Here is an 18343-nt window from a genome sequence, read left to right on the forward strand (position 1 = left end):
TTCATCATGCCGGACGGGCGTCTTGCCCGTCCTTTAGTGCCAATCACAAGGGAGAACCCTATGTCTTCACGCAGAGAGTTGGCTAACGCGATTCGTGCCCTGAGCATGGACGCCGTACAAAAAGCAAATTCCGGCCACCCAGGCGCGCCGATGGGAATGGCAGATATCGCCGAAGTGCTGTGGCGCGATTTCCTGAAACACAATCCATCCAATCCGGCGTGGGCCGACCGTGACCGGTTTATCCTTTCCAATGGTCATGCCTCGATGCTGCTGTACAGCCTGCTGCATCTCACCGGTTATGATCTGCCTATGGAAGAGTTGAAGAACTTCCGCCAGCTGCATTCGAAAACCCCCGGACACCCGGAAATTGGCTATACCCCAGGCGTGGAAACCACCACCGGCCCGCTCGGCCAGGGGCTGGCGAATGCGGTAGGGATGGCGATCTCCGAACGGACGCTGGCGGCGCAGTTTAACCAGCCCGGCCACGAGATTGTTGACCATTACACCTACGTGTTTATGGGCGATGGCTGTCTGATGGAGGGGATTTCCCATGAAGTCAGTTCACTGGCGGGCACCCTTGGACTTGGCAAGCTGATTGGTTTCTACGATCACAACGGCATCTCAATTGATGGTGAAACCGAAGGCTGGTTCACCGACGATACGCACAAACGTTTCGAAGCCTATAACTGGCACGTCATCGGCGATATCGACGGCCACGATGCGGATGCGGTGGCGCGCGCCATCAAAGAAGCGCAGAGCGTCACCGATAAACCTACGCTGATTATGTGTCGTACCATCATCGGCTTCGGCTCGCCGAATAAAGCGGGTAAAGAGGAGTCGCACGGCGCGGCGCTGGGCGAAGCGGAAGTGGCGCTGGCGCGTAAGCAGCTTGGCTGGAACTACCCGCCGTTTGAGATCCCCAAAGAGATTTATCAGCAGTGGGATGCCAAAGAAGCCGGTGCGGCGCATGAGAAAGCCTGGGATGAAAAAATGGCGGCCTATCAGTCCGCTCACCCGGAACTGGCAAAAGAATTTAAACGTCGCATGAGCGGTGCGATGCCCGATAACTGGGAAAGCGACGTGCAGGCGTTTGTTGCGCAGTTGCAGGCCAATCCGCAGAAAATCGCCAGCCGTAAGGCCTCGCAAAATACCCTCGAAGTGTTCGGTAAGCTGCTGCCGGAATTCCTCGGCGGCTCTGCGGATCTCGCTCCCAGCAACCTCACTATCTGGTCCGGCTCCAAATCGATCAAAGAGGATATTGCCGGCAACTACATTCACTACGGGGTGCGCGAGTTCGGCATGACGGCGATTGGCAACGGCATCGCCCATCACGGTGGTTTTTTGCCGTATACCGCCACCTTCCTGATGTTTGTCGAGTACGCGCGCAATGCGGCACGTATGGCGGCGCTGATGAAAGCGCGTCAGGTGCTGGTCTATACCCATGACTCAATTGGGCTGGGCGAAGATGGCCCGACGCATCAGCCGGTGGAGCAGCTCGCCAGCCTGCGTCTGACGCCGAATATGAGCGTATGGCGTCCGTGCGATCAGGTGGAAACCGCCGTGGCGTGGAAAGCCGCCGTGGAGCGCCATCACGGTCCGACCGCGCTGATTCTGTCGCGTCAGAACCTGCTGCAACCGGAGCGCAGTCAGGCTCAGGTGGCAGACATCGCCCGTGGCGGTTATGTCTTGCAGGATTGCGCTGGCACGCCGGAAGCGATCATTATCGCCACCGGTTCCGAAATTGAGATCGCGCTGGGCGCGGCGGAGAAGCTGGGCGCCAGCGGCCATCAAATCCGCGTAGTATCGCTGCCCTCGACCGATGTGTTTGATAAGCAGGATGCGGCTTATCGTGAGTCGGTGCTGCCTTCGGGCGTCAAAGCGCGCGTGGCGGTGGAAGCCGGGATTGCGGATTACTGGTTCAAATATGTCGGTCTCGATGGCGCGATTGTCGGGATGACCACCTTTGGTGAATCCGCGCCAGCAGGCAAGCTGTTCCCGGAATTTGGCTTTACGGTGGAAAATATCGTCAGCCATACCGAAGCATTACTCAAGCCTCACTAATCGATTCGGCCCTGCGTCAACCGGCGCATGGGCCGTTTTTGATCACAGCCTGATACAGAAAAAAATCTGCCCTGCCCCCTTCACGCCCCGCGGAAACTGATTACTATAGACTTTCCTCCGAATATTCTGACGGACGCTTTCCCGTTGAAAAAACGTACCCCCTATATCCTGGCATTAATGGTTTCACTGCTTCCGTTAAAAAGCATGGCCCAGGTGACACCGGACCCGCTGCTGGCTTCACAAATTGTTGATCGTTATGCCGAGCATATCTTCTACGGCAGTGGCGCAGTCGGCATGGCGCTGGTGGCGATTGATGGCAACCAGCGCGTATTTGCCAGCTTTGGCGAGACCCGTCCCGGCAGCAACGTGCGGCCGCAGCAGGATTCGCTGATCCGCATCGCCTCGCTGAGCAAGCTGATGACCAGCGAAGTGATGGTCAAGATGGCGGAGCGCGGCGTGATTCGTCTCGACGATCCGCTCAGCAAATACGCCCCGCCGGGCGCGCGGGTGCCGAGCTATAACGGCCAACCGATTCGCCTGATTAATCTGTCGACCCATACCAGCGGCCTGCCGCGCGAGCAGCCGGGTGGTAAGCCGCATCGCCCGGTATTCAACTGGCCGACACGCAGCGACCGCTGGCAGTGGCTGTCACGCGCGTCCCTCAAAGTGGCGCCGGGCACCGACGCCGCCTATTCCAACCTCGGCTTTGATCTGCTGAGCGATGCGCTGGCGCAGGCGGCGGGGAAACCCTATCCGGCGCTGTTCCAGCAGTTGATCACCCGCCCGCTGGGGATGAAGGACACCACCTTTACCCCGTCGCCGGATCAGTGTGAACGCCTGATGATTGCCGAAAAAGGCGCCAGCCCCTGTAATAACACCCTGGCAGCAACGGGCAGCGGCGGCGTCTATTCCACGCCGGATGATATGGGCCGCTGGATGCAGCAGTTCCTTAATTCGTCCGTCAATAAACGCACCCCGCAGATCGACCGGCTGCAAACGCTGATCTATCGCCGTGACCAGCTGAATAAAGTGGAAGGCATGGATGTACCTGGCCGTGCCGATGCGCTGGGCATGGGCTGGGTCTATATGGGACCGAAAAACGGCCATCCGGGGATTATTCAGAAAACCGGCGGCGGCGGTGGCTTTATTACCTATATGGCAATGGTGCCGCAGCAAAACGTTGGTGTGTTTGTTGTCGTCACCCGTTCACCGCTGACGCGCTTCACGCCAATGAGCGATGGCGTCAACGATATGCTGGCCGAGCTGGTGGGGAATCAGAACGGTTCACCAATGATGGTGCAGGCCATTCGCTAACGCGATTGGGGTGCGGTATGCGACTGGCTGACCCACAGGGTTGGCCAGTCGTCACTGCTGTGCCAGGCATCGCAGGTTTTCTCTTCCGCATATTCCGCCAGCACGAACTCGTTACCATCAAACTGCCAGCGCGTGGCAACACCGCAATCCCCTAAGCCCCGACCTTTGCTGAAGGTGTACAGGAAACCGCTGCTGGCATCGTACTCGGCATTCACTAAATCCAGTTGATCATCATTGCGCGACGGCGGCGTAAACGGCAGCGTCAGGGTCAGTCCCCGCGCGACATAGGGCTGGGTGCGTGTCACTTCAAAGGCCAGATCGATGACGTTGTAAGCACCGGTTTCGCAGCTGATCAGTAGCAGCGCTTTGCTGTCGGTGAGCGGCGCCACGCTGACTTCACGCCGCATCGGATCGAGCGAACAGCCGTCGGTATTGATGCGCCAGGTGCCGTAATCAATCAGTCCGCTGGTTTCATCGCGCGTCAGTGCAGCGGGCTGCGGTAGTGGCTCTGGCAATTGCGGCAATACGGGCTGCGGCGGCACATCCCATACCACGCGGTCGCCGCGTTTAACCCAGGCGCTCATGCCATTCACCCTGCCCTGCACATCATCCATCTGCAACAACGCGGCTTTCATGCCGTGCAGCGAGATTGCGGCTTTCGCCTGATACGTCAGCTGGAGGGTATCGGCGTCCAGCGTCTGGGCCAGAAACTCATCAATGGCGATAGCATTGCTGGTGGCGAGATGGTGCGGTTCCACGCTCCAGTGTTTGAGATCGGGGTTGAGACGGCGTTGGTCGAGCAACAGATTGTCTTTCAGCGGACCGCCCGGTAATTCGCCGCTGTACCCGCTGCCGTAGTCAATTCGCAGCAACGGGCGATCGTTCACGCCTGCATGGCGTGAAAGGGTCATAACCAGTCCGTTATCGCCGGGGAAACTGCGTGCCACGCAAAAGGCCGCATTGTTACAGGTCAGCTGCCAGTCGGAAAATGACTTTTGCAGTGGTTCTGCCTGAACACCCGCCACAAACAGAAAAGGCAACAAAAGCAGCGATTTCATCCAATACGACATGAAAAAAAACGATCCCCAAATTCTTAGAGAGAGAATGATAGCGCAACGGCAGCGCTGACAGCGGACCTAATCTGTGAGCTGGCCCGAAAAGCGGTACTAACTGCCGAAAAAGACGTCGCTTTGGAGCGATCTGTGCGGATGACACGAGGGGGTATCATCCGTGTCGATGGAATTGTGCTCAATCGGATTTATCGCACAATTAACCCTCCCGCAGGAAATAGCGCCTTTCGACTGAGGATTTAATGCCGATGAATTATCCAGAATATCCACATTCGTCACACAACGGGTATTTTTGATTATGTTAACCTCAACCCGCGTAATGACTTATTACGTTCTGACCTCTATTTAATCCTGAATCACCGTTAATGAAGAAAATCCACACGTAAAGGCGGATCTTCCGTGGAAGAACGTTTTGATCTGTTGGCTGGGAAATATCGCCAACGTAATGCTATCTCATCAGGGAATATGATGAATTATGATGTCAACCAACTCAATTTCTCCATCAATCAGTGCGCCCATCATTACAGCCCCGAAAATTAGCACCCCAATTGCTTCACAAATAAATTGCCTGCAAAACCCCTCGCCACCGCAATACCTGGCCAGCCAGTCGGTGCCGGCTATGGGGGTAATCACAGGGCCAAAACCATTAATTTCTTATCCTGCCACCGTTACCGTTAATACAATAAAATCCAAAGGATTCCAGTCGCGCCGCCCAATCTATACCGAGAACCATGGCAGCCAAAACATATCCCGATTCATGGAATTCAAAGGCTATATTGATACACTCCCTGCCACATCTGAATATCTCATTCAGTCACAACACCCTCATCTTAAAACCATCGCGAACAAATGTATTAAAATCGTCAAAATGAAAGAGGATTTAACAGACAAAGTCAGGAATAACGCCAGGTCGGCTTGCAATGACAATAAAAAAATCCTGAATGAATTAGTAAAAAAAACCAACAGCACAGAAATAAAAAACTTCCTCAATACACTATTTGCAATTGCAAGCTTCAAATCTGATTACGTATTAAAACAGCTGTATTCGATGAAGTCACAGATTGATAAATACGATCCAGAAATCAGAGATTATCGACATCTGTGGTATTTTATCTCTACAAATGAAAATATTAAGGAATTTTTAACTCGCCATGATCTATGGGATAGCATCCAGGATGAGATAAAGGCGATAGCATTTAACGGCTATGAGCCTTTGGCTTCGTTTTCAGAACCCCAAAAGATCCTGTTCAGAAAATTCGAGATGCTTTTCTCTCCGGTAGACTGGCAACTTACCATGGCGTTACGTGAAACAAATGTCTACGGAACCGTTGTCGAAGCCATTGATTCACTCGGCAATAATGAACTATTGAAAGAATTTTTATGTTCCACACCTTTTGGTGAAACATTATGGCGGCAACTCAATAATTACCCACTGATTTTAAAGCTGGAGAAATTTCATAGCGATTTGAAATCGCTCGAGGGAGAATTAAAAATAAGCATAGAGAAACTCGCCAACCAGAAAAGAAAATCCATCTTTACGCGTTTACGCAATCTCTTATTATTTAAGACACCAGGTAACATTAAAAAGATAAATAATTCATTAAGACATCAACGTACCTTTGGTGAAGAGCACGTTCTATTGCAGGACCCATTTTTCAACGCGCTGGATATAATTATAAACGGGGGCGTACACAACTCATTCGCATCGCTCTGGCAAGAAGACACTGCATTACAGAACTCGATTGCCTCGGTACTTGAACTGGGGCCGATTGCGAATAAGATAAAGCCGAAGATTTTTGATAATTACCATCGTTATTACGATGCGCTTTGTGTCGCCTCTGCCCTCGATGTTTCTCGTTTAATTTCTGATAATATAAAAGATAATCATAAATTATATCATGCAATGAGGAATTATTTTCCATATCCACGTTTGGTCGATAAAATTCAGCTGCCAGACAAAGATGCGCAAGGTGAAGAGATAATCCCAGGTTTAATGCTGGCTGCCATTAACCTGCTCCCTCTTAAATTAAATGAAGATATGCTGGCGGAAGTACTTAAAACTCTAAGAGATGATAACAACGCCAAAACGGCGGAATATTCCAGGAGTAGTATCGAAACCTGTTATTATGAAAAAATTGAGCATAGTCTTATAAACAAACTCAACAAGGAAAAACTGGTAAGAATTTATCAGCATGGCATTTCTTTTGACCAAAACCTGGTTAATAAACTGAAAATAACAAAATTACAACTCAAAAAACTGGACGCTATATCATTGGATTTCTTATTAGCAGGCGGAAAGTTCTCCCATCCACAACTGAAATTTCCACGTTTCCGCATTGCCATAGCCACAATCCTCAACCTATTGCCGGAAAAACTAGCCAGCGACCTTAAAAACATATCACTATCACCCGAACGCTTTTCCCAATATAACACGATAGATACGGATAATATTCTTAATAATCAGCAAGTATGTATAATGGATCACTTTAATATTTTAAATCATCAGCTTGATAAAATATTAGATGAAACCATTGATGCCTTTGGCCACATTAGCACAATGATCAATTTATTATCATGGAGTAATATCGCCGATGAGAAAAAGGCCTGGAATTTAAACTCTCTGGATAATGCATTGCGAAACAAGCCCTTTGATAACAACATAAGAACAGATATAAAAAACTATATTGAAATTATCTTATCAACAGAAGAAATAGCCAAAGCTATTGATGACAATGAACTAATGATGGCGAATGAACTGAAAGAAATACAGGATTTCTTTTCTTCATTTCCTGCCTGTAACATTGACGATTTTTATGGCAGCGCCAGCGAGATGGGTATCGTTCTGGATGAGGAAATCAAGAACGAAATAAATGATAAACTGAGTGACTCCATCTTCCAGCCTCTGCGCAATGAAGATCGCATTCGAGTTATTTTGTCAAATATAACCAACCACTTACTCACTGCCTCGCGCGTTTTAGAATTACCCGAAAACACTATTGCAGGACAACCGCATGAATTTTTGAATGCATTCACCACTGACTTAATGAATCGGATAAGGAGTTTGATCGCCGATACGGTTGAGTCCGCAACTTCACCTTTCCGCCCGCAAGATCCGGAGGAAGACATAGTAAGGCTGGCGCTTTGCAAAGTAGTTAACGAGCCAGATCGTATTGGTGATATTTTAAAAGAATATGTAAAAAAGAAAAATGCAAAAGAAAAACGTTTAAATCCAGATGCTTTAACGCATGATGAATTTTTACATTTGCAACAAGGATTATTTTACCTGCTCGATCATGGCAGTGATGATATCCAGCATGACATCCGGAGTTTATTGATCACTCAGAAGCTGGATAGAGACAATAAAATCAAGAAAAACATGATGTATATAAATAAAACTTATTCAACCCTAAAAGGACTACGGAAGAATGATGCATTAGACAACCCTGACAAAATATACAATGAAATAATGCGATCGATAGAAGAAAAAGGCCTTCCTTCCCGAATAAAGGTCGTTGATGAATTTCTGGGGGATTCTAAATTAAGTAAGATTATTGCAACTGAAGAAGAATACCTGGGTAATACTAACGCCAGAAACGCCAAAGATTTCATTAAATCATTTGATAGCATGCATGGCATTTCAGACTCAATTCTCTTCTATATTGTTCTACTTGATGAATATATGGAGAGCGCGAAAGAGCATCGTGATATCGAAAGAGAACAGGAGATCAAAAAGCTGATTTTAGAACAGAGCGCCGCTGATGCGTTAACCATGTTTTGTATTGGCCGAAGTTTTGGGTTTTTCGATATTCATGAATATGATATGGCTGTCAAAAGATCAACCTGTGAATTTAATGATGCGTTAAATGATGATATAAAAGCTTTCGATCGGGAAATAAGGGATTTTTTTAACAGGCAATTAACCAGCGAGTCTGATTTCTTTTTGCAATCACTCACGTTTATGGCTAATTATTACATTGAAATGAGCAAGCCTTATTTTATTAGTTATAACACCAAAGCGTCAGATACTCATCAATCCGTGATTAAAATCGTTAATGGTGACAGCGTCGAAACCAAATTCGTTCAGGAGTCTAATTCTGGTGTAAAAACAATCCAGACAAAGCTTTTCGAGATCCTGGGTAAAGATGGAAATATAGACTACGACAAGCTGGAGAAAGTTATCCAGGGTTCCAACCCGCACTTCAGAATGAAAAATGAAAGGATCGTTATCCAGGAAGGTTTCGAAAAAGTCACGCTCCCGGCAGATGGCTCAGAAAAAGATAAAAAGAAAGAAAAGGTAGTCGCCACAATTGAAAAAAATCATATCGTTGAAACCGAAATCAATCTGGCGTTTAAAGCTGGCAGTTATATGCACAAAGCCAGTAGCAGTAACCCTGAGTTTGTAAAAAATGGTGTGCCGATGTACTTTCCCCCTACCATGACAACCTATTCTGAGCCTGAAACACATCGTATTCAGGCACCGGTTATCAGCGCTGCGGCTCGGGAAAAAATTAATGAAGCAAGAAACATTTATCTTCCGCGCAATGAATATTCATATCCCTTTCAGGATAAGCCATCAACAAGCAAGGGGTCAGAATTAGTAAGCGTGGCGAGTTTTCATAGAACAAGAAATTTAGAAAACATTGTGAGTCCGTTTACCGAAAATCGTGACATTTACCATCACAATTTCCGCCCTTCGATTAAGCCTCTGCATGATGACATATTTTCTGTCGCAGCTAAAACCATGAATAAACAGATTCTTGTGTTAGATAATAAAAACCGTTTGCATTTTTTCCTTCGCCACGGACAGATTAATTGTACTGGCAAACCTCTCGTACCGTTAACGTCCAGTATCAACGAGGGTGAAATAGCTCAACTGCTGGGGCCAGATATTCTGGAAGAGGTCAGAAGAGGCAATGCACTGCTTGTAAAACAAGATAATCAGGGAGTCTATAATGGCGTGGGGGTTCAACTACTGGGTTCCGGGGGATATAAATCGGAGATTATTCCGCGACCGGCCGAACTCCGTAATAGCCTCGATAACTATCAGAAAGTATATTTACCCCCAGCGCCATTAACTACAGCGACAAACGTGTTTCAACCCGTAGCAAGTGCATCTCACTTTGCCATATCACGCGATGCCAGATTAGCCACCAATGCCAGTGACTTTGCCCTGCGGAAAAAAGCGTTATCACTGCTGAAAAACAATGATACCGAAGAAAGCAATGCTCCTGAATCTACTAACACCCATTTAAACTCACTATTATAATCGTTCAAAGGATATGAATATGTTTAACCATCCAGCTGGCAGGAATAGTGTGATACAAAACTTAAGTCTTCACTCGCAGCAAATCACACAAAATACCCTCCCTGCAATGCAAGTGCATAATAGTTTCAAGCGTCCGGGAAGTTTCCAGATGCCAAACTTCCCCCCTATGATTGCTTCAACATCGGGTCTGCAACTGAGTCACCAATCTCTTAAAAAGCCTGGATTGCGTTCTGACATACCGTTAAAGCTGACAAAGAGAAATATTATGCAATCTGAGCCGATGATAAAACGCCATCATTTTCAAAGTCTGCCCACTCAGAGGGAAAGTCATATGCGGGCCGATATGAAATTCGCCACATCTTCAGGCCAACAGGTAACTGAATTACTGTGTCAGCAGGCGAAAAATACTTTCAAGGGGAAAGGAACGGTCTACGTCAGACCGAAGTCTAACGTTATCGATTTACCTTCATTGTTCGCTGCGCATAACCAACAGCAAGTTAAAGAGAATACCGTACAAAAAATACGCACCCCCGGCAGCTGGAATAACTTTGCCATGGATATCGCTGTGCATGGTATGGCAGATTGCTTAGATATTCAGTTGCATATCATTGATGAGGTGGAAGCAAGCGACTCGTTTATTCATCATATTGCTGGCAGCACAATAAACAGGGAGAATTCAATTATTTTACTGAGAACCAGAACGGGTAATATTATGCATTATGATTTAATTGATGATAAAAACCATGTGCTGAGTGTTGAGGCTGATGGCGAGTGCTTCTTTCGCGCTATCGCACTACACCGGACGGGAGATCAAAATAATTACCAACAGTTTCGCGCCGCTGCTGCCAGTCATATTGAAAATCACTGGGAAAATTACCGTGATTTTATTTCTACGGACCGCGGAAATATTATTCCGAAACATGAACAGCCGGATTATTATGACAAAAATGTCAGATTTAAGACGCTGTGGGATTCATTAGCAAAACGCGCTGATGAAAAAAGTAAATTCTGGAAAGAGCTGCATAAAAGCGTAACAGTCGCTAAGCAGGAAAATTCTCAGAATGCGTACCGGGATTCGATTGCTTTAGATTAAACCTTTAAATCAACGAAAGCAGGGCAGCAGTCCTGCTTTCGTTACAGCCATCAGGCTTTCAGCCAGCCCGCCACCTGTGCATGAAGCAGCAGCATAATCGTTTTGCCATCGCAGATACGGCCACTTTTCACCATGGCCAGCGCTTCCGGGTATGGCAGCTCCAGCACAGCAATATCTTCATCGTCTACGCCGCCGCCATCATTAGCACGCTGCGATTCGCTGTATTCCGCCGCAAAAAAATGCACAATTTCTGTTACGCCGCCCGGCGACATATAGGCTTGCCAAAGTTTTTCCACTTTGCCCACCTGATAACCGGTTTCCTCCATCGCCTCTTTGCGGATGCAATCTTCCGGTGTGTCGTCATCCAGCAGTCCGGCGCAGGTCTCAATCAGTTCACCGCTTGGGTTGCCATTGATATAGGTGGCGATGCGGAACTGACGTATCAGCACCACGCTGTTTTTTTCACGATTGTAGAGCAGGATGGTGGCACCGTTGCCGCGATTGTAGACTTCGCGCTTATGACGGACAACTTCGCCGTTATTGCGGGTGAGTTCGTAGGTGAAGTTGCGCAGTACAAACCAGTTTTCTGACAGCAACTTATCTTTAATGATGTTGATCTTTAACGACATGACCACTCCACTGCAATTTTGAGGGAGCCTGAAATCATAGGCCGAAGTGGCAGGGAAAACTATCTGAATTATTGAGACAGGTCGCCATTAATGGCGAACCTGTGGAGATGGCGGGGAAACGTGGTCGCCATTAATGGCGACCCTACAGGGATGGAGGAGATTCCGGTCGCCATCAACGGCCCTGCGCCGTAGGGTGCGCATTGATGCGCACCGGGAAACGATTAAAACCCGTTCTTTTCCTCTTTCATATCCGGCAGATGGTGCGCGATGCCTTTATGACAATCGATGCAGGTTTGCCCATCCTGCACCGCTTTGGCATGCATCTTCGCCGCCACCGTCTTCTGCGCGGTGAAATCCATATAGTCAAAGTTGTGGCAGTTACGGCAGGCCTGAGAATTGTTGTTCTTCATCCTGCGCCATTCGTTTTGCGCCAGCTCCAGCCGCTTCTCTTCAAACTTTTCTGGCGTATCAACAATGCCGAAAATCTTGGCGTAAACTTCTTTACTCGCTTCCAGCTTACGCCACATCTTCGGTCCCCACTCATGCGGCACATGGCAATCCGGGCAGGTGGCGCGTACGCCGCTACGGTTGTTGTAATGCACCGTCTGCATATATTCCTGATAAACGTTATTCCGCATTTCATGGCAACCAATGCAGAACTGTTCGCGGTTGGTCATCTCCAGGCCGGTATTAAATCCCCCCCAGAAAATGATGCCCCCAGCGAAACCAATCAGCAGCAAAGTGCCGATCGCCAGACGGCTCGGTCGCCGCCACCAGCGCCAGATGCGCAGAATCCTCTGTTTCATTGACCGAAGCCCTCAGCCGGACGGAAGGTATTTTCCACCACCGGTTTCGCATCGGTCTGCGGCACATGGCATTGCAGGCAGAAGTAGCGACGCGGCGAAACCGTGCTGCTCACCAGACCATCGCGGTCGGTAAAGTGCGTCGGGCTGACGCGCGGCGCGCCGGTGGTGAGATAGCTTTGGGTGCCGTGGCATTGCAGGCAGCGGTTCACGTTTTTCGTCACCTGATAGCCATCCACGCTATGCGGGATCACCGGCGGCTGATTCACGTAATTCAGCGGCTTGCGGCCCTGCTCTTTGGGCTGATGAATGGTGCCCTGCTGCGTGGCCGTCACCTCGGGTGACTGCGTGAGGTCCACGCCGTTGTTGGCCCAGACCGTGCCGCCCAGCATCAGGGCGGCGAAGGTAAATAGTGTGATGAGGGATTTCATGACATCCTTCCTTAGATTTTCACCAGCTTAACGGCACATTTTTTGTAATCGGTCTGCTTCGACAGCGGATCGGTCGCATCCAGCGTGATGTTGTTGACCAGCACCCCGGCATCAAAAAACGGTGTAAAGACCAGACCCTGCGGCGGCTGATTGCGGCCACGGGTTTCAACGGTGGCGGTCGCTTCACCGCGACGCGACACCACCCGCACCTTCTCGCCACGCCGCAGACCGCGCGCTTTGGCGTCCAGCGGATGGATATACAACAGCGCCTGCGGCACCGCGCGGTGCAGCTCCGGCACTCGGCGTGTCATGGTGCCGGTGTGCCAGTGCTCCAGCACGCGTCCGGTGCAGAACCACAAATCGTATTCCGCATCCGGCGATTCGGCGGCAGGCTCGTACGGCAGCGCGAAAATCGTCGCTTTACCGTCAGGCTTACCGTAGAAACGCACGCCCTCGCCCGCTTTGACGTAGCTGTCGTAGCCCTCGCGATAACGCCAGCGCGTCTCTTTGCCCTCCACCACCGGCCAGCGCAAACCGCGTGCCTTATGGTAGGCATCGAACGGCGCCAGGTCGTGGCCGTGGCCGCGGCCAAAACTGGCGTACTCTTCAAACAGGCCTTTTTGCAGATAGAAGCCGAAGGCGCGCGCTTCGTCATTCAGCTGATCGTCCGCCACTGCGCTCAGCGGGAACTGGTTAACCTGGCCATTGGCGAACAACACGTCGTACAGGGTTTTGTCACGCAGCTCCGGCTGCTGGGCGATCAACGCTTCCGGCCATACCTCGTCCACGCGGAAGCGTTTTGCGAAGTTAACCAGCTGCCAGAGATCGGATTTGGCTTCGCCCGGCGCAGTCACCTGCTGATGCCAGAACTGGGTGCGGCGTTCGGCGTTGCCGTACGCCCCTTCTTTTTCCACCCACATGGCGGTGGGCAGAATCAGGTCGGCCGAAAGCGCGCTGACGGTCGGATACGGGTCCGATACCACAACAAAGTTGCGCTCATCGCGCCAGCCCGGCATACGTTCCTGGGTGAGGTTCGGCCCGGCCTGCATATTGTTGTTGCACATCGACCAGTAGGCGTTGATCTTGCCATCCTTCAGCGCGCGATCCTGCGCTACCGCGTGATAACCCACTTTGGCCGGGATGGTGCCCGCCGGCAGTTTCCACAGCTTTTCTGCCAGCGCGCGATGTTTGTCGTTGGTCACCACCATGTCAGCAGGCAGGCGGTGGGAAAAAGTGCCCACTTCACGCGCCGTGCCGCAGGCGGAGGGTTGACCGGTGAGGGAGAACGGACCGGTGCCGGGACGGGAAATCTTGCCGGTCAGCAGGTGCAGGTTGTAGCACAGGTTATTAGCCCACACGCCGCGCGTATGCTGGTTAAAGCCCATGGTCCAGTAAGACACCACTTTGATCGCCGGATCGGCATACAACTCGGCCAGCGCCACCAGCTGATCTTTCTCAACGCCGGACATGGCGCTGGTTTTTTCCAGCGTATAGTCGGCGACGAAAGCCGCATACTCCTCAAAGCTGATCGGCGTGGAGGCATCGCTGTCGGGATTTTTCGCAGAGGCCTGACGCGGATCGGTCGGACGCAGGCCATAACCAATATCGGTTGCGCCACGGCGCAGCGTGACGTGGTTTTGCAGGAAGGTTTTATCCACCTTGCCGTTCTGAATGATGTAGTTGGCGATAAAGTTGAGGATCACCAGATCGCTCTGCGGCGTAAACACCATGCCGTTATCGGCCAGCTCAAAGCTGCGGTGGCGATAGGTCGACAGCACCGCCACTTTGACGTTGTCATTGCTGAGGCGCCGCGCCGTCAGACGCGACCAGAGAATCGGGTGCATCTCGGCCATGTTTGACCCCCACAACACGAAGGCATCGGCCTGCTCGATATCGTCGTAGCAGCCCATCGGTTCGTCCATGCCGAAGGTGCGCATAAAGCCAACCACTGCGGAAGCCATGCAGTGACGGGCATTCGGGTCGAGGTTATTGCTGCGGAAACCCGCTTTCATCAATTTCGATGCCGCATAGCCTTCCCACAGCGTCCACTGGCCGGAGCCGAACATGCCGATGGCTTCCGGCCCTTTGTCCTTCAGCACCGCCTTGAACTTTTCTTCCATAATGTCGAACGCCTGATCCCAGCTGATCGGCGTGAATTCACCGTTCTTATCAAAACGGCCATCGGTCATACGCAGCAGCGGCTGGGTCAGGCGATCCTTGCCGTACATGATTTTTGGCAGAAAGTAACCTTTGATACAGTTCAGCCCGCGGTTCACTTCTGCCTGCGGATCTCCCTGCGACGCCACCACCCGGCCATCCTGGGTTCCGACCAGCACGCCACAGCCGGTGCCGCAAAAACGACACGGCGCTTTTTCCCAGCGGATCGGCGCTCCCAGCGCGCTGGCTGCTTGGGTGACGGTGGGGATGGTCAGGCCTGCCGCCGTCGCGGCGGCGGCCGCCGCATTGGCTTTCATAAAATCACGACGACTCAGTTTCATGATGCTTCCTTACTGGGTTCTTCAAATTCGTCCTGCTGGTGATACACCAGCGATACCGCCAGCACGCCGGGGATATTGCGTGTGGCTTCGATGTTGCTGAGTAGCGTGGCGCTGTCGGCCGCACCGAGCGTTACCGCCAGCGTGCCGCGCGCCGCGTCCTGTGCGGCAATATCGCTATCGGCAAGGCTGAGCAGCGCCTCGGTAACGCCTGTCAGCGCTGCGGGCCGCGCCTGAATCACCAGGCCGCAAATGTGCCAGCTGTTATTCGGTGTCATGATGTAATCCTGTGGCTGAAACCGGGCAAGGCGCGATGCACGCGCCACAGCCGGTGCAGTGCTGAGGCGCAATTTCGGGTTGTGCAATGCCGCGGGCGGTGAGACGAAAGCGAATCGCCTGCTGCGCGCAACTCTCCTGGCAACTGCGGCAATCGACGCCCTGCAAGGTGATGCAACCCCCGCTGATACGGATACGCTGCCGCCACGGCGGGTGTTCACGCGGGAGAAACAGCGGTTGCGGACAGGCATCGGCGCAGGCGGCGCAGAAGGTGCATTCACCGAGCTGAAAATCGAGCTGCGGTGGCGCCCCGGCCGTAAGGCGTACAATCTGCGTTTCGCAGGCCGCCACGCAGCGACCACAGGCGTCACACCCTGGCTGATGACGCCACCACGGCAGGGCGAAGGTCTCCACAACAGCCTTGCGCTGCCCGGTAAAGAATTCGCGTCGTGACAGCGCCATCGCAGCACCTTAATTCGGGTTAGAAAAAGATTGTGCGTAAAATAACCCGACAATAAGGAGGGCTATATCACCCGAAAGGCGTAAATCCCGCGTCAGGATCAAGTGATAAGCAAATGGGGGTAAGACGCTTCTGATGGCGGATAGAAAGCGCTGTTTTGGCGGGGGCAAAAAACAAAAGGCCGTCATCGCTGACGGCCTCTTTTTTCACAACATCAGGCTGCGTTAGCCGCGTTGTGCATCATCCTCAACGTGATGATGGTCATGCTCTTTCAGCGCTTCTTCGTGTACGCGCTTACGCACGCCGAACCAACCCAGCACCAGGATCACCGCAATCAACGGAATGGAGGCAATGGTGTAAGTCCCGTTCGGGTAGTCGAACGCCATCAATACCAGCACGCTAACCAGGAACAGCAGCGTCAGCCATGATGTGACCGGCGCCCACGGCAGCTTAAAGCTGACATCTTCCGCTTTGCCTTCTTTGATCGCTTTGCGCAGACGCATCTGACACACCACGATAAAGCCCCACGAGGTGATGATGCCCAGCGAGGCGACGTTCAGCACGATCTCAAACACCTGCGACGGCACGTAGTAGTTCAGCACCACGCCCACCACATATACCGCGATGGTGACCAGGATGCCGGCGAACGGCACCTGCTGGTTGCTCATCTTCGACATGAACTTCGGCGCAGAACCGCCCATCGACATTGAGCGCAGAATACGCCCCGTCGAGTACAGACCTGAGTTCAGGCTGGAGAGCGCCGCGCTCAGCACTACGATGTTCATTATGCTGCCGACATAAGGCACGCCAAGTTTGGTGAAGAAGGTGACGAACGGGCTCTGCCCGGCCTGATAGGCGTTCCACGGCAGCAGCAGTACCAGCAGTACCACGGAACCGACATAGAACAGGCCGATACGCCAGATGACGCTGTTGATCGCTTTCGGCAGCATGGTTTTCGGGTCTTTACACTCCCCGGCCGCGGTGCCAACCAGCTCGATCGAGGCGAAGGCAAATACCACGCCCTGCACCAGCACCAGCGCGGGCAGCAGGCCATGCGGGAACAGGCCGCCGTTATCGGTTATCAGGTGGAAGCCGGTGGTGTTGCCGTCCAGCGGCTTACCGCTGCCAAGGAACACCACGCCAACCACGAGGAAAATCACAATCGCCAGCACCTTAATCAGCGCAAACCAGAACTCCATCTCGGCGAACCACTTCACGCCGATCATGTTCATGGTGCCGACAATCGCCAGCGCGCCAAGGGCAAACACCCACTGCGGTACATCGCCAAACGCACCCCAGTAATGCATATAGAGCGCAACGGCCGTGATATCAACGATACCGGTCATCGCCCAGTTAACGAAGTACATCCAGCCCGCGACGTATGACGCTTTTTCACCAAGGAATTCACGCGCATAAGAGACAAAGCTGCCGCTGGAAGGACGATGTAATACCAGCTCGCCCAACGCACGGAGAATGAAGAAAGAGAAGATACCGCACACCAGATAGACCAGCGCCAGTGCCGGACCTGCCATCTGCAGGCGCGCGCCTGCGCCTAAAAACAGGCCGGTACCGATAGCACCGCCGATGGCGATCATTTGAACCTGACGGTTACCCATAGCTTTGTGGTAACCGGTGTCGTGGGAATTAAGCCAGCGTCGTTTCGCAGCGTTTTGTTCCGCTGCGGTTTTTGTAGTAGGTTTCATAGCTTTCCTGTTTGTCCTGACCATCAATCACCGCATAGCCAATCGTTTGCGCAGACGGTGCGAAATGGGGTAATCGCCCGGAATCCGGCGGCGGAACGAGGCCGCGCAGCGAACCGGGAAATTACGGCGATGAATCCTACCCGTTCTGCGAGAATGAAGCAAAATATACCGCCAGTCTGCACGGTATGATTTGCAATAATCCGTTGCGGTGCACAAAAAAACCGGCCAGAGGATCTGGCCGGTGAAGGTCGCTACAGGAAGAAAAAACTACGAAGGGTATTAGCGGTAAATCTCTGCGGTGCCGCTCCACAGGCTGGAATCGCCCGGATTTTGTACGCCAATGACGCGATAATGGCTGGCCCCCATCGCCTCCGCTTTCTGAGACAGCTGGCGGGTGGCGTCATCCAGCGAACCGCTTACGCCGCTGACGGATACGCTACCGATACTTTGTCTGTTTTGCGCCTGTTCCGCAGTGAGCGGCGTGGCCGCCAGCGTGCTAAAACTGAAGGTGGCTAGCAGTGCACCAGCCAGAACGGCATAACGTGTCTTCATGGGATGCTCCTGTTGTCTTCCGGGTGATTGATGTCTTACGCAGATAAGTATTAGCCAGCTAATGAAAATCAGGCCTGGTCGGCGGTAAAGCTGTTTAATATTTCGCCAGCGGTATCAGATTCATCCAGGGAAACGTAAAGAGAGGTTAGTTTTTGTACGAAAGGTAACCTAATGTGGCGGATGCCGCTCG

General features: G+C 51.7%; 13 protein-coding genes. 4 read left to right on the forward strand and 9 right to left on the reverse strand.

Going from position 1 to position 18343, the window contains the following annotated elements:
* Positions 1-60: 60 nt before the first annotated feature.
* Together tkt and ampH are read left to right on the forward strand one after the other, a co-directional pair.
* Entirely contained in the window at positions 61-2061 is a 2001-nt protein-coding gene (gene tkt, locus AC6I8V_RS14635; RefSeq protein WP_497842976.1) for a transketolase, read from the forward strand.
* Between the two features lie 144 nt (positions 2062-2205).
* Entirely contained in the window at positions 2206-3375 is a 1170-nt protein-coding gene (gene ampH, locus AC6I8V_RS14640) for a D-alanyl-D-alanine-carboxypeptidase/endopeptidase AmpH (protein WP_497842977.1), read from the forward strand.
* Here the strand turns inward: ampH and AC6I8V_RS14645 are convergent.
* Positions 3372-4445, reverse strand: a complete 1074-nt coding sequence (locus AC6I8V_RS14645; RefSeq protein ID WP_497842978.1) for a DUF1176 domain-containing protein — start codon at positions 4443-4445, stop codon at positions 3372-3374. The genes ampH and AC6I8V_RS14645 overlap by 4 nt on opposite strands.
* 475 nt (positions 4446-4920) lie before the next feature.
* On the opposite strand from AC6I8V_RS14645, the gene AC6I8V_RS14650 reads away from it, so the two are divergent.
* The gene (locus AC6I8V_RS14650) at positions 4921-9711 is read left to right on the forward strand and encodes a hypothetical protein (protein ID WP_497842979.1); all 4791 of its coding nucleotides are present in this window, start codon (positions 4921-4923) and stop codon (positions 9709-9711) included.
* 19 nt (positions 9712-9730) lie between these two features.
* Positions 9731-10804 carry an OTU domain-containing protein gene (locus tag AC6I8V_RS14655; RefSeq protein ID WP_497842980.1) on the forward strand — a complete coding sequence of 358 codons (1074 nt, stop codon included), beginning with the start codon at positions 9731-9733 and terminating at the stop codon, positions 10802-10804.
* A gap of 50 nt (positions 10805-10854) precedes the next feature.
* Here the strand turns inward: AC6I8V_RS14655 and nudK are convergent, their stop codons facing one another.
* The 8 genes from nudK to AC6I8V_RS14695 form a co-directional block, all read right to left on the reverse strand.
* Complete coding sequence (nudK, locus tag AC6I8V_RS14660; RefSeq protein WP_497842981.1) at positions 10855-11433, reverse strand: GDP-mannose pyrophosphatase NudK; 579 nt, start codon at positions 11431-11433, stop codon at positions 10855-10857.
* A 221-nt stretch (positions 11434-11654) separates the two neighbouring features.
* Entirely contained in the window at positions 11655-12239 is a 585-nt protein-coding gene (gene napC / locus AC6I8V_RS14665) for a cytochrome c-type protein NapC (RefSeq protein WP_497842982.1), read from the reverse strand.
* Complete coding sequence (napB, locus tag AC6I8V_RS14670; RefSeq protein ID WP_497842983.1) at positions 12236-12667, reverse strand: nitrate reductase cytochrome c-type subunit; 432 nt, start codon at positions 12665-12667, stop codon at positions 12236-12238. Before napB ends, napC begins: the two co-directional genes overlap by 4 nt.
* An 11-nt stretch (positions 12668-12678) precedes the next feature.
* The gene (gene napA, locus AC6I8V_RS14675) at positions 12679-15165 is read right to left on the reverse strand and encodes a nitrate reductase catalytic subunit NapA (protein WP_497842984.1); all 2487 of its coding nucleotides are present in this window, start codon (positions 15163-15165) and stop codon (positions 12679-12681) included.
* Positions 15162-15440: a chaperone NapD gene (locus AC6I8V_RS14680; protein ID WP_497842985.1), complete on the reverse strand. Its 279-nt coding sequence runs from the start codon at positions 15438-15440 to the stop codon at positions 15162-15164. The genes napA and AC6I8V_RS14680 overlap by 4 nt, the downstream gene beginning before the upstream one ends.
* On the reverse strand, positions 15427-15900 hold the full coding sequence (napF, locus tag AC6I8V_RS14685) for a ferredoxin-type protein NapF (RefSeq protein WP_497842986.1): 474 nt from the start codon (positions 15898-15900) through the stop codon (positions 15427-15429). Before napF ends, AC6I8V_RS14680 begins: the two co-directional genes overlap by 14 nt.
* A gap of 222 nt (positions 15901-16122) precedes the next feature.
* Positions 16123-17601 carry an L-asparagine permease gene (gene ansP / locus AC6I8V_RS14690; RefSeq protein WP_497842987.1) on the reverse strand — a complete coding sequence of 493 codons (1479 nt, stop codon included), beginning with the start codon at positions 17599-17601 and terminating at the stop codon, positions 16123-16125.
* A 279-nt stretch (positions 17602-17880) separates the two neighbouring features.
* Complete coding sequence (locus AC6I8V_RS14695) at positions 17881-18153, reverse strand: YdgH/BhsA/McbA-like domain containing protein (RefSeq protein WP_497842988.1); 273 nt, start codon at positions 18151-18153, stop codon at positions 17881-17883.
* Positions 18154-18343: the final 190 nt, after the last annotated feature.

Source organism: Pantoea sp. X-Soil-TKNS-1207, assembly GCF_059730485.1.

Coding starts and splice junctions, on each gene's coding strand:
- tkt (WP_497842976.1), top strand. CDS start 61: ATGTCTTCACGCAGAGAGTTGGCTAACGCGATTCGTGCCCTGAGCATG.
- AC6I8V_RS14645 (WP_497842978.1), bottom strand. CDS start 4,445: ATGTCGTATTGGATGAAATCGCTGCTTTTGTTGCCTTTTCTGTTTGTG.
- AC6I8V_RS14650 (WP_497842979.1), top strand. CDS start 4,921: ATGATGTCAACCAACTCAATTTCTCCATCAATCAGTGCGCCCATCATT.
- AC6I8V_RS14655 (WP_497842980.1), top strand. CDS start 9,731: ATGTTTAACCATCCAGCTGGCAGGAATAGTGTGATACAAAACTTAAGT.
- nudK (WP_497842981.1), bottom strand. CDS start 11,433: ATGTCGTTAAAGATCAACATCATTAAAGATAAGTTGCTGTCAGAAAAC.
- napC (WP_497842982.1), bottom strand. CDS start 12,239: ATGAAACAGAGGATTCTGCGCATCTGGCGCTGGTGGCGGCGACCGAGC.
- napB (WP_497842983.1), bottom strand. CDS start 12,667: ATGAAATCCCTCATCACACTATTTACCTTCGCCGCCCTGATGCTGGGC.
- napA (WP_497842984.1), bottom strand. CDS start 15,165: ATGAAACTGAGTCGTCGTGATTTTATGAAAGCCAATGCGGCGGCCGCC.
- AC6I8V_RS14680 (WP_497842985.1), bottom strand. CDS start 15,440: ATGACACCGAATAACAGCTGGCACATTTGCGGCCTGGTGATTCAGGCG.
- napF (WP_497842986.1), bottom strand. CDS start 15,900: ATGGCGCTGTCACGACGCGAATTCTTTACCGGGCAGCGCAAGGCTGTT.
- ansP (WP_497842987.1), bottom strand. CDS start 17,601: ATGAAACCTACTACAAAAACCGCAGCGGAACAAAACGCTGCGAAACGA.
- AC6I8V_RS14695 (WP_497842988.1), bottom strand. CDS start 18,153: ATGAAGACACGTTATGCCGTTCTGGCTGGTGCACTGCTAGCCACCTTC.